This window comes from Salinispora sp. CH2A1_6 (assembly GCF_056820975.1).
Genome location: NZ_JBXEDG010000001.1, coordinates 746,495 through 759,382, shown reverse-complemented (window position 1 = coordinate 759,382; position 12,888 = coordinate 746,495). Strand labels below are relative to the sequence as shown.

Here is a 12,888-nt window from a genome sequence, read left to right as displayed (position 1 = left end):
TAGCGCAATTGCTGCTCGTGGGAATTACGCGTTCTCGATCCGCACTCAAACTTCCTCCGCGCAGATCGAGAAGGCAGCCGTTTTGCCTGGTCGGCCACGTGAATGAGCGACACCAGCCCGCCGGGTACACAACCTGGAAACACCTCATTCACATCAGCGCTTGTGTAACGACTAGATGTCGACTAGCCTCGTCGGAGAGCAAAGACGGGGGGAAGCTCATGTCTCGACGCCGAATACTTGCTATTGGCGATAGCATCAGGCTCGTACCGAAAGCAAAGATGGCAGATGTCGATGTCGTTTACATGCAGAAGCCATCACAGTTTGACTCGACCCTGATTGCACACTGCCAGCAGATTGTTCTGGTCGACTACCAGCACATCCCAACTGCTGTCGCCATGGCAACAGCCCTGCACAAGACCGCACCTGTGGTGCGAATTGTCACGCAGACGGAAGCAGCACAGTTGGTTGCGGGCCACTTGACCGATGCGCTGGGCCTACTGGGAACAACCGAACATACGGCCCGACTGTTGCACGACAAGTCGTCCATGCGGGCACTGCTCAACGAGCACGACATCGGGCCGGTGCCGTTCGTTTCGAATCCTTCCCGGGCTCAGCTTCGGGAGTTTGTCGCCTCGCACGGGCCAGCAGTCATCAAACCCACCATGGGGTCGGGCAGTCTCGGCGTACGCCGGATAAGCTCGCTCGAAGAGATTGATGACGTGTGGGCCTGGTGCCAGACGGTTGATCTCGGCGATTTTCTGGTCGAGAAATGCCTCGTCGGGCCGGAGTGTAGCGTAGAGGCGTTCTCCGTGGACGGACGGCACAGGATCATCGCCGTGACCGCCAAGGAGACCGACGGCGGCAGCGTCGAGATCGGGCACGCCATTCCGGCGTCGATCGCGGACACGGAACTCGGGCAGATTCACGATCTGACCGTGCGCCTCCTCGATGCGGTCGGGCTGACGGACGGGCCCTCGCACACCGAGCTGATCCTCACGGCCGACGGGCCACGCATCGTCGAATCACACACCCGACGTGGTGGTGACCAGATCAACGAGCTGGTCAAGCTGGTATACGGCATCGATATGGAAGAAGCCACGTATCGCCTGGTGAACGGGGGTGATCCGCTGCCAGATCCCCTACCACCCGCCCGCGGCGCGGCTGTCATCCACTTTCTGGCGGCCTCCCCCGGGATCGTCACCTCAGTTTCCGGTGTGGACACAGCGAGGTCGGCCCGGGGAGTCGTGAAGGTTGTCGTTCAGGTCGAGCCCGGAGCCACCGTATCGGAGCTCAGGTGGTCCGACGATCGCTGTGGATATGTCATCGTTCACGCCGAGGACCTCGATACGGCTCTCGACCTCGCGCGCGAAGCCGCCGGCCATGTGGTGATCTCCACCGACCCGATCACGGGCGACGCCGGCGCGGCGCCTGCAGTCGAAACGCTCAGCGAAATCCTGCGTCCGTACGACGAGGTCTTGAACCCGTACCGCGTTTCCTCCGACATTCGCTGACCCGACCTTCCAACTCGGTCGTACGAATTCCGGGGCTTTCACGCCTGCAGTCGTATCCGGGCTGAGTACCCCTTGTAGTTTGGAGCAGTGGTATGGCCATGGGGCCGAAGACGAGCATGCTCTCCTACACCCAGGAAAGCATATGGCTTCTACATAAAATAGCTAAATCCGATGAGCCGGCCTACAACGAATCCGTCGCCTTCGAAATTAAGGGACCGCTCGATCCTGACGCCTTACGTAGTTCCGTGGGCGCAACAGTCCAGCGCCACGAAGTTCTCCGCACGACCTTCGTCGATACGGCGACGGGGCCGCGTGCCGAAATCCACGAATCCACGCCCGACTGCCTGACCTTCGCCGATCTGCGGGACGAGCCGGCCCACACGGCCCACGTTCAAGCCGACGAACTGGTGGCGCGACATCACCGACTTCCGTTCGATTTCGGGGCCGCCCCATTACTGCGCACCATGCTGGTGGCGTTACCCGGCGAGGCGTGGATTCTCGCCCTGACGGCTCACCACATCATCATCGACGACTGGAGCATTCGGCTGATCCTGAACGAGATCGCCGAGAACTATCAGTCACTCGTTGCCACGGGCCGGATTCCGGAGAAACCAGTTTCGGGAGCGACATTCCGTCAGTTCGTCACCGCGAGCCGGGAACTCCACGACACCTATCGCCAGGCAGAGAAGATCGACCGATGGCGCCAGTCGCTGCTGAACCGCCCGGAAGTGCTTGGCCTACCCCTGGACCGACCGCGACCGCCAACTCAGACGTTCCGCGGCGACAGCACCACCGTTACCGTCCCGCGGGCGGTCATCGAACCGCTGCTGCGTGAGTCCGCGCGCACGTGCCGCAGCACGGCCTTCTCCGTTTTCCTGGCCGCATACGCCGTCCTGCTCCAGCGCTACACACGTCAGGACGGGTTCGTCATCGGTACCACGGTGCTCAACCGGCCGAGCGATGCGGACCTGGAGCAAGTCGGCTGCTACGTCAACACCCTCCCGCTGCTCGTCCCGGTGAACCCCGAGGACACCTTCCGCACGGTGTTGGGAGATGCCCAGACGGCCGCGAATCGACTGCTGGACGACGGCGACGTCCCCTATCCGAAGCTCATTGAGGCGCTCGGGGTGGAGCGACCGCGGAACCACAACCCCCTCTTCCAGACCATGCTGACCATGCTCGGCGGCCATCCTGTGATCGACCTCGGGGCGGGCCTGACGTCGGTGTATCGCTCTGTCCGCCGGACCGCGGCGAAGTTCGACCTGATGCTCTACATCAGCGTGACCGAGGCGGACTACGAGTTCGAGGTCGAGTTCAACAGCAACCTGTTCACCCGGGAGACCGCCGAGCGCCTGGTGCGCAACTACGCGCAACTGCTGGCCTCGCTGGCGGCCAACGGCATCGACACCGCCGTGAGTGTGCCGTCGATGCTGCGCGAGGAGGAGCGCCGCCTCATCCTCGACGACTGGAACGACACGCGGACCGAGTACCCCGCCGGCACGGTCGTCGACATCATCGAAGAGCAGGTCCGCCGGTCCCCAGCGGCTCTCGCAGTGGAGTTCGGAGACACGCGGTGGACTTACGAGAGGCTGAACCACGAGGCGAACCGGGTGGCGAACCGGATCCGCCGGGTGCTGGAGGCAGCGAAGGCGGGCCCCTTCGTCGGCGTGTACATGGAGCGCTCGGTGGAGATGGTCGTCGCGCTGCTCGCCATCGTCAAGGCGGGCTACGCGTACGTGCCGATCGACCCCGACTACCCGCAGGCTCGCGTCGACTTCATGATTCGGGACGCCGATCTGCCGCTTATTCTCACTCAGGAACGGCATCGCAGCGCGCTCAGCAGCACCACAGCGCAGGTGCTGGTCCTGCCGGATCCGACGCTACGCGACGAGGGCGACACGAATCCCGACCGCCGGTCGGACCCTGATTCACCGGTATACATGATCTACACGTCCGGATCGACCGGGCAACCGAAGGGTGTCATCAACCGGCACAGCGCCCTGAGTAACCGCCTCCACTGGATGCAGTCGGCCTACCCGCTACACGGCGACGGGGAAGACGGCGTCCGCGGCGATCGGGTCCTGCAGAAGACTCCTTACAGCTTCGATGTCTCGGTCTGGGAGTTCTTCTGGCCGCTGATGTTCGGCGCCGCGATCGTGGTGGCGAAGCCGGGTGGGCATCGCGATCCCGACTACCTTGCCGAGCTGATCCACTCCAGCGCGGTCTCGACCGTGCACTTCGTCCCCTCCATGCTGAACGTCTTCCTGGAGGTGGAAGCACTCGCCGAACGATGTGGCACCCTCAAGCGGGTCATCTGTAGCGGAGAGGCGTTGCCACACCGGACCGTCGACGTCTTTTTCACCACGCTCCCGTCCTGCGAGCTGCACAATCTCTACGGCCCGACGGAGGCGGCGATCGACGTCTCCTCCTGGGCCTGCACGCCCGACTATCCGGCGAAGCTGGTCCCCATCGGTCAGCCCATCGCGAACGTTCGGCTCTATGTCCTCGACGAGAACCTGCGCCTTCAGCCCATCGGTGTGCCCGGCGAACTGTGCATCGGGGGCGTGGCCGTGGCGACCGGATATCACCGTCGGGACGAACTCAGTGCGCGAGTGTTCGTCATCGACCCGCACAGCCCGACGCCCGGTGGACGTCTTTACCGCACGGGCGACCTGGCCCGATTCCTGCCCGACGGCCAGATCCAGTATCTCGGCCGTATCGACAACCAGGTCAAGCTGCACGGCCTGCGGGTAGAGCCGGACGAGATCGCCGCGGTCCTGCGCCAGATCGAAGCGGTTCAGGATGCCGCGGTCGTCGTGTGCGACTCAGGGAGCTCACAGGCGCTGGCCGCGTACGTCGTCTGCTCCACGTTCGATCCGGACGACCTGCGCGGACGCCTGCGGGTGATGCTGCCGGAGTTCCTCGTCCCCCAATACATCATCGAGGTCCCGGCGCTGCCCACGACCCCGAACGGCAAGCTGGATCGGCGGGCCCTGCCAGATCCGACCACGGTCGCCGTGCTCCCCGCCGCTCGATCCAATGTCACGCCCTCGACGGAGGCCGAGCGGGACGTGGCCCGGGTCTGGCAGGAGGTTCTCGGACTCAGCGGCCCACTCGGTGTAGAGAGCAACTTCTTCACACTGGGCGGGGATTCGATCATGGCGCTGCGGGTCGTGTCCCGCCTGCGAACCGCCGGCTACGCGGTAAGCGTGCAAGACGTGTTCGGCGGCACGACGATCAAGGAACTGGCCGCATCACTGACCCGGGACGTGGCGCCGTCCGCGAGTCTCGGCGTGAAGGCATTCGCGCAGGTATCCGAGGAGGACAAGTCCCTGCTACCGCCGACGGCGGACGATGCCTGGCCGCTGACGAAGCTTCAATCCGGCATGATCTACCACTCGCTGCTGGACGAGGACTCGCCCATCTACCACGACATCTTCGACTATGAGCTGGTCGGCGGTGCCGACGTCGCTCATCTGAGCCGGGCTGTCCGGGAGACCGTGCGGAGACGGGCACAATTGCGCTCCTACTTCGATCTCGAACGTTTCAACGAGCCGCTCCAGGTCGTGCTGCCAGCGGATGTGGCCGGTGCCCGGCCGTCGATGAACCTGGTGGATATCTCTCACCTGCCCGAAAGCGCCCAGGACCAGATCATCGAGAACTGGGTCGAGAACGAGAAACAGCACCCCTTCGACCTCGCGAAGCCGCCGATCCGCTTCTGCCTCCATGTCCGATCGGCGGGCCGGGTCAACCTGGCGCTCTCGTTCCACCATGCGATCCTGGACGGCTGGAGCGCCGCACTCGTCGTCAATGAGATCAGGCGTCGCTACGCCGAACTCTCGGCCGGCCGGACGCCGGACCCGGCGGTCTCGGCGGAGCCCAGTTATGGGGCGTACGTGGCGCTGGAGCGCGCAAGCGGCAAGCGATCGGAGAACCAAGCCGCCTGGCGGTCTCTGCTCGGCGGCTTCGCTGCGACGTTCCTGGCCGGTCGACCTGGGTCCGTCTCCGCGAGTGAGATTGAGACCTCGCTCCTCGAACGGACCGTTCCGGCGGCCCTGGAGCGGCGCATTCGCTCGCGGGCGGCCTCTCTCGGCATCCCGCTCAAGTCGCTGTACCTGGCCGCGCACTGCGAGTCGGTCGCTCGTCACACCGGCATCAACCGGGTGGTGACCGGTCTGGTGGCCAACGGACGGCCGGAGATTCCCGGCAGCGCCGACATGGTGGGCCTGTTCCTGAACACCCTGCCGTTCCCGGTCAACGTCGGCGACGCTGACAACTCGACGCTGCCGACCGCGGTCTTCGAGCGAGAACGTGAACTCATCCCGCTCCAGAACTTCCCACTGGCCGACATCGAGCAGCAGCACGGAGGCCCGCTGTTCGACGTGGCCTTCAACTACACCGATTTCCACACCTACGCCGATGCTCGGGGGTCAGTGTCGGTCGTAAGCGCCCGGTACTTCGAGCTCACGAACTTCCCGATGACCGTTCACGTGCACTGGGACCATTTCGCGCAGTCGATGCAGGTCGCCGTGTCCCACGACTTAACGCGGATCAAGGCCGCCACCGTGGAGACGTTCCTGGACGACTTCCTGTCAGCCCTGGTCGGATACGACACGGACGCGACGGCGAGCGGCGACGTCCATGAGAGCGAGCGGGTGGTCGCCGGCGTGATCGCGCAGGCGATCGGCCGGGAGGAACTCGAGGCAGGTGAGAACTACCTGGAAGCCGGCGTCGACTCGATCACCTCGATCCGCATCCTCGTCAAGTTGCGTAAGCTGTTCCCCCAGGTCGCGATGCGCGATGTGATGGAAGCACGCACGGTAGGGGCCCTGGTCCAACGCATCGGGTTGCAAGAACGCACCGCCGAGGCAACACACGCGTCACCCGGCTGGGCGGCCGTGGCAGCCGACACGAGTGCCACCACCTGGCCGACAGGCGTTGTCGACGGTTACCCGATCACCGCCACCCAGCTACACATGATCGAGGCGACCCGCCGGGACTCGGCCCAGTCCGCCTATCACGACGTCTTCGCGTACTCCGTATCACTGCCGCTCGACGAGCCGGTGCTTCGTGCCCAACTGCGGCGTATGATCGACTCCTGCGAAACGATGCGTACCGCGTTCCACCTGGAGGCATCACCCGTTCCGATGCAACTCGTCCACGCCTCAGTCGAGCCCTCCCTCACCGTCCTGGACGCAGTCGGAAACGCCGAGGCAGCTAACGAATGGTTCGAGCGCGAGCGCGGTTCCGGGTTCGACTGGGACCGGCCGGGGCTCATCAGATTCGCTGCCCACCGGACCGCTGCCGAGCGGTTCATCCTGTCCCTCAGCTTCCACCACGCCATCATCGACGGGTGGAGCCTGTCGCTGCTCGTGCGGGATCTGCTGCTCTCGTACGCGGCGGCGTTGAACGGCGACGCGCCGGCGGAAACCGCCAGCGTCGAGCGGCGGTCCGACGCGTTCCGGGACTACGTCACGGCGGAGGTGGCAGCACGCGCATCGAGGGAATCTCGGAACTTCTGGCGTGGCCTCCTCGCGGATCACCCCGGAACAACTCTGCCCTGCTACCGCTCCGACGGTAGCGACGTACGCTGGGCGGAGACGACCCTGGCCATCCCTGACGCCCGGGAGGCGCAGCTACGGGAAGTGGCTCACCGCGTCGGCCTTCCGCTCAAGCACGTGCTACTGGCGGCCCACCTGCGCGTGCTGGCACTGCTCACCGGCGACTCGGACGTCGTGAGCGGCGTGTTCACTCACGGCCGCCCGGAAACCGAAGACGCCGAAGCGCTGGTCGGGATGTTCCTTCAGTTCCAACCCCACCGGGTACGGATCGGCACACAGACGTGGCTGGAGATCACCGAGCAGGTGTTCGCGTCCGAAATGCGTGCGGTCGCCCATCGCGAATGCGCCGCCTCGGCGGCGATGGCCGGTGAGCTTCGCTACGCCGCGCTGTTCAACTACACCGAATTTCCCGCCTACACGGAGGTTTCCACTGAGCAGGGTCACCTCACCGACGTCCGGTGGTTCGAGCACACCGATGCGCCGTTCCTGGCGACCGTGGGCCGGGATCCCGCCAGTTCCACCCTGGAGATCACCCTCAACGCGGACGGAAGGATACTTCCACCGGCCGTGATCGAGGACGTGGCCCGTCTCTACTCGGCCGTCCTCGCGCAGGTCGCCGAGGAACCCGAGAGTCAGGTTCAGGCGTTCACCGCCGAGATCAAGAAGTGCACCGAACGCCTCCGCGCCCGGCAGCGCCCGCCTATCTGAGATGGAGAGCACCATGAACACCTTCCGCAACCCCCCGCAGATCGCAGCGCCGCTCGCCGCCTACTCCCATCAGGCGGAGATCACGGGGTCGGTCAGGTGGCTCGTGCTCTCCGGCCAGGTCGGGATGACGCCCGCCGGTGAGCTTCCCGACGATCCGATCGAGCAGTTCGGCCTGGCGTTGGAGAACGTAGCGGCCAACCTGGCGGCTGCCGGCATGCGTCCGGAGGACCTGGTCAAACTGACGATCTACCTCGTCGGCGAGATTGACCTGCACCGTCGGAGGCAACGACTGAGCGCATGGCTGAACGACCTGCGGCCCTGCATGACTGTCCTGACCGTCGCCGGTCTGGCCACACCTGACCTGCGCGTCGAGATCGAGGCCATCGCCTGCGCCGAAGAAACTTCGACCATCGGGAGCCAACAGTGATCATCGACTCCACGACCCAGGGCATCCAGACCTTCCCCCAGCCCGACGGCTACCGCATCCACTTCCGGGTGTGGGGATCCGAGACCGCAGCCGACCTCGTGGTGATGCTGCACGGCGGCATGAGCCACTCCGGCTGGCAGGCGCCGCTGGGAAACCGGATCGCCGAAGAGACCGACGACATAGGATTCCTGGCAGTAGACCTGCGCGGCTCCGGGCTGAACGCAACGCCCGGGCACATCCCCGACGGTGACCTGGCCGTCAGCGACATCGTGGAGCTGTTGCGGAGTCTGAAGGCGGCGCGGCCCGATACCAGGATCCACCTCGCCGGGTGGTGTTTCGGGGCTCAGGTGGCAACCGTCGCCGCGGCGCGGCTCGCCGACCGGCCCACGCTCTCCAGCCTGTTGATGGTCTGCCCCGGCTTTTTCTTCACCGAGCGGTACGAGGACGTACTCGACCGGTCGGTCGACGCGGCGATCGAGGCCGTCGAGCGGCTCTCCGTCAGCGTCGCGCCGGAACACCCCTTCATCCGCATTCCACTTCGTCCCACCGATTTCACCGACCGCCCGGAGCTGCTCGCCGCCATCGAGGCCGACCAGCTCAAGCTCTCGCACGTCACGGTCGGCACGATCGACTCCTGGGGGGAGATCGCCGAGCGCTCCGAGAAGGACTACGGCCAGATCGGGCCACTACCGGTATGGGCGGTCTTCGGCAAACGGGACCGGCTGGTCGACAATGCCCGGGTGGCGGAATTCCTCCGGACCCACCCGGACGTCGAGGTGCACGAACTCGCCACCGGCCACGCCATCCACTTTGAGCAACCCGCCGCCCTCGCGGGGCTGCTCGTTGACTTCATCCGAAAAGGGCAGTCTTGAAAATGACGGTGGGGCGTTACTGGACGACATTGTCCGCCCCGGGCGCGTGGCGGTTCGTCCTGCCCGGCATTCTGGCCAGATTCCCGATCGGGATGACCAGCATTAGCATTCTGCTCTTCGTCTCCGCCACCCGAGAGGATTACGGCATCGCCGGCGCCCTGACGGCCGCAGCCGCGATCGGATACGCCGTGGCCGCGCCGCAGTTGGCCCGCCTGTCCGACCGGGTGGGACAACGCAAGGTCCTGCTCTCCTGCGCAGTGGCATGCGCCGCAAGCGGCACCACGTTCGTGATCAGCACGCAGCGCCCGGGCGCACCCATCTGGGTCCTGTTCGCCACAGCCGCCACCATGGGAGCGGCGACCCCGGCGATCGGGTCGATGGTGCGGGCAAGATGGAGCGCTCTGCTGGACGGCTCAACGCTCAAGGTGACGGCCTTCGCACTCGAATCGGTCATCGACGAAGTCATCTTCATCGTCGGCCCCGTCGTCGCCACCGTCCTCGCCACGGGAGTGGACCCGGCCGCGGGTGTCATCACCTCGGTGGTTCTGATCTGTGGCGGCAGCGTCCTGCTCTCGCTCAGCGAACGGACCGAGCCTCCTCGCAAGATCGGAGCCCCGGACGTCGGAAGCGCCCTGTTCCTCGGGCCCGTTGCCGTCTTCGCCGGGATCAACCTGTGCTTCGGCGGCATCTGGGGCGCGATCGACATCGCGACCATCTCCTTCGCCGCGGCTCTGCAGCGCGATGTCATGGTCGGCGTGCTGCTGGCGGTCTACGCGATCGGCGGACTGGTGGGCGGAATCGCGTTCGGCTCCCGTGACTGGCCAGTTCCGATGCCGCGGATCGTTCAGATCTCGACGCTGGCCATGACGGCGGGCCTCATACCGATGCTCCTGGCGCACACCTTCCTTCAGGCCGGTCTGGTGCTTCTCATCGCTGGCATCGCCTCGGCACCGGCCATGATCGCCGCAATGACGCTGGTCGCGGACGGAGTGCCGGCCTCCCGTCGAACTGAGGCGATGGCCTGGCAGTCGACGGCCCTCTGGCTCGGCGTGGCATCCGGCTCTTCGGCCGGCGGTCATCTCGCTGACTCACACGGCGCTTCCGCCGCATACACCTTCGCGATCGCCTGTGGGGCGGTCGGCTTCGTCATCACGATGGTCGGCCGCCGCCTCATGCAGCGGCACCAGGTCGAGCATTCAGCCCCACCCCCCATCAGCTCTTCCCACTCCACGGAGGCGAGCAACCGATGACCATCAGCACTCGCCGCCGGGCCGACGCCCTGCGCATGACGTGGCTGACCAAGAGGATCCGAGCAAAAGCAACGGACAGCGACCCTCAGATCTGCGGTGCGCCGGCGCTCCGTACGTCCCACGCGGAAATCACCTACGCCGAACTGTGGGAACGGGCGCAGGAGGTGAGCGGGGAACTCTCGGCGCTCGGCGTGAGACCTGGCCACATCGTCGCGATCCAGCTGCCATCGAGCCCGGACGTCGTCGTCGTGTGGCTTGCCAGCTGGCTGGCCGGTGCGGCCTTCCTTCCGTTGGACGCAACGGTTCCTCACGACTACCGGGACCAACTGCTGACCACCTCCGGCGCTGCGGCCATCGTCGATGACCAGGGTGCCCGGTCACTCACCGACGACGCGGCGCGGCACGTAACAGGATCGAACGACCAGCTGGCGTACGTCATCTACACCTCCGGATCGACCGGAGCGCCAAAGGGCGTGCTTGTCGGGCACGACGCGCTCGCCAGTCACACCGCCGCCGTGACGGACCTCCTCGGGCTGCGACACGGCGACACGGTGCTGCAGTTCGCGGGGCTCGGGTTCGACGTCGCCCAGGAGGAGATCTGGCCCACTCTCGCCGTGGGCGGCACGGTCGCCTTCCTTGACTCCCCCGCCAGGGCATTCAGTCCGGCGGAGCTTGCCGGCCACGTCCGTGACCTCGGTGTGTCGGCTCTGCAGCTACCCACCGCCTATTGGCGCCTGATCTGCGCACAGATGCAGACGACGGAGAACTCCGACCTGTCGTTCGCAGGCGTCCACACCGTCGTCATCGGCGGCGAGGGCGCCAGCACCAAAGACGCACGAGCGCACCGGGCCAGCCCGCTGGCCCACTGCACCCTGGTGAACGGCTACGGTCCGACCGAGACCGTGGTGACCTGCACCGCTTTCGTTCTCCGTCCGGATGATCCGATTCCCGCCACGGTCGGCCTGCCGATCGGGGACGCGGTGGGGGACCGTCACGTGTACGTGCTCGACGCCGATGGCCGCCCCACCGCGCCCACGGCCTCTGGCGAACTCTGGATCGGCGGTGACCCACTTGCCACCGGATACCTCGACGACCCGGTGCGAACCGCCCAGCGTTTCCAGCCCGACCCGTTCGCCGCAGCGAGGAACGGGAAGATGTACCGCACCGGTGACCTGGTGGTACGCCGACCGAAGGGTGAGCTGGAGTTCCTCGGTCGTCTCGACAACCAAGTCAAGGTGCGTGGATACCGCATCGAACTTGACGAGGTGGAGCAGAAACTCCTGGACGTTCCGGGCGTCACAGCCGCGGCAGTGATAGCGCCCGATGACGGCGTCGGCGGACAAACCCTCGTTGCCGCGGCTTCCGTGGCCCCGAACGGGCCGACACGCCACCAGATCCTGGACCACCTGCTCGAACACCTGCCCCGGCATATGGTTCCCGCTCGAGTCGACGTGTACGACCAGCTTCCGGTGACCAACTCCGGCAAGATCGACCGACGGGCCGTCGCCGCCCTGGCCACCGCCCGTCGGACCTCCGTCGAGCCGATCCAGTCGTCGACCGACACCTCCGCCGACGCTGACGCCCTCGATGTGCTCATCGGAACGGTCCGCAGCACGCTCCGCATATCTGACTTCAGCCCCGATGACGACTTTCTCGCCTCCGGTGGGGACTCCCTGGCCGCTCTTCGGGTGAGCGGCTCGTTGCGAGAGCTCGGTTGGCGACTGCGGGCCTCCGACCTCATGGCCGAGAAGGAGGCACGGGCGGTCGCCACTCGGATGGCACGGGCGTGAGGGCCGCAAGTCCCGACGAGACATCGACAGCCGACCTTGCAACCCGCCACTGGAGGAGTTCCGTGACAACCGAATCTTTAGGTCAACAGCTGGCGACGTGGATCGAAAGTGAGGAGTTCTCCTGTCTCGGAGCCAAAGCGTCGCTGCGGCGCGGGAGTCTGCGCCATGTCGAGGTCGGCGTGATGGGCGAGGCCGACACCACCGAGGCGCTTCACGGAGCCCTGGCCGACTTCGCCTCCCACGACCTCAATCCTCGCCAGAACTTCGCGACGCTCGTGGCCGTCTTCGAAGGTCCAGGTGGGCTGTCGGAGCCCGACTTCCACGACTTGTTGTGGCGGCAGCTCGCCGAGCTGCACGCCCTTGACATGAAACGCGGATACACCTGGGCGGACGGCGCCGATTCCGATCCAAACTCGCCGAAGTTCGGGTTCAGCCTTGCCGGCCATCCCTTCTTCATCGTGGGCCTGCACCAGCAGTCGTCAAGGATCACCAGGCGTTTCCCGTTCCTAGCAGTCGCCTTCAACTCGCACCACCAGTTCAAGCGGCTGGTGAACAACGGTGTCTACGGCGGTCTCCAGGAGCGCATCCGGGCCCGGGAAATGCGGCTACAGCAGTCGATCAACCCAAACCTGGCCGACTTCGGCATGGCCTCAGAAGCACGCCAGTACTCCGGCATGCGGACGGATGAGGACTGGCGCTGCCCGTTCCGGGCGGAGGCGACCTGAAATCGCAGCCCGGTTGCCCCTTCAGGACACAGCCCCGATCCGTT

At 65.8% G+C, this 12,888-nt stretch carries 7 protein-coding genes; all 7 read left to right on the top strand.

The window, feature by feature from the left end; genetic code table 11:
- Positions 1 to 278 precede the first annotated feature (278 nt).
- The 7 genes from AC1UKG_RS03650 (at position 279) to gntA (ending at position 12,844) form a co-directional block, all read left to right on the top strand.
- Positions 279 to 1,511, top strand: coding sequence for an ATP-grasp domain-containing protein (locus AC1UKG_RS03650; RefSeq protein ID WP_018814354.1), 1,233 nt, complete (start codon positions 279 to 281; stop codon positions 1,509 to 1,511).
- Positions 1,512 to 1,603: 92 nt separating this feature from the next.
- Complete coding sequence (locus AC1UKG_RS03645) at positions 1,604 to 7,780, top strand: amino acid adenylation domain-containing protein (protein ID WP_482643181.1); 6,177 nt, start codon at positions 1,604 to 1,606, stop codon at positions 7,778 to 7,780.
- A gap of 13 nt (positions 7,781 to 7,793) precedes the next feature.
- Entirely contained in the window at positions 7,794 to 8,207 is a 414-nt protein-coding gene (locus AC1UKG_RS03640) for a RidA family protein (protein ID WP_018814355.1), read from the top strand.
- Positions 8,204 to 9,079 carry an alpha/beta fold hydrolase gene (locus AC1UKG_RS03635; RefSeq protein WP_018814356.1) on the top strand — a complete coding sequence of 292 codons (876 nt, stop codon included), beginning with the start codon at positions 8,204 to 8,206 and terminating at the stop codon, positions 9,077 to 9,079. The genes AC1UKG_RS03640 and AC1UKG_RS03635 overlap by 4 nt, the downstream gene beginning before the upstream one ends.
- A gap of 2 nt (positions 9,080 to 9,081) precedes the next feature.
- Complete coding sequence (locus AC1UKG_RS03630; RefSeq protein WP_026271457.1) at positions 9,082 to 10,329, top strand: MFS transporter; 1,248 nt, start codon at positions 9,082 to 9,084, stop codon at positions 10,327 to 10,329.
- Positions 10,326 to 12,119 carry a non-ribosomal peptide synthetase gene (locus AC1UKG_RS03625; RefSeq protein ID WP_482641845.1) on the top strand — a complete coding sequence of 598 codons (1,794 nt, stop codon included), beginning with the start codon at positions 10,326 to 10,328 and terminating at the stop codon, positions 12,117 to 12,119. Before AC1UKG_RS03630 ends, AC1UKG_RS03625 begins: the two co-directional genes overlap by 4 nt.
- On the top strand, positions 12,116 to 12,844 hold the full coding sequence (gene gntA, locus AC1UKG_RS03620; RefSeq protein WP_475888780.1) for a guanitoxin biosynthesis heme-dependent pre-guanitoxin N-hydroxylase GntA: 729 nt from the start codon (positions 12,116 to 12,118) through the stop codon (positions 12,842 to 12,844). The genes AC1UKG_RS03625 and gntA overlap by 4 nt, the downstream gene beginning before the upstream one ends.
- Positions 12,845 to 12,888: the final 44 nt, after the last annotated feature.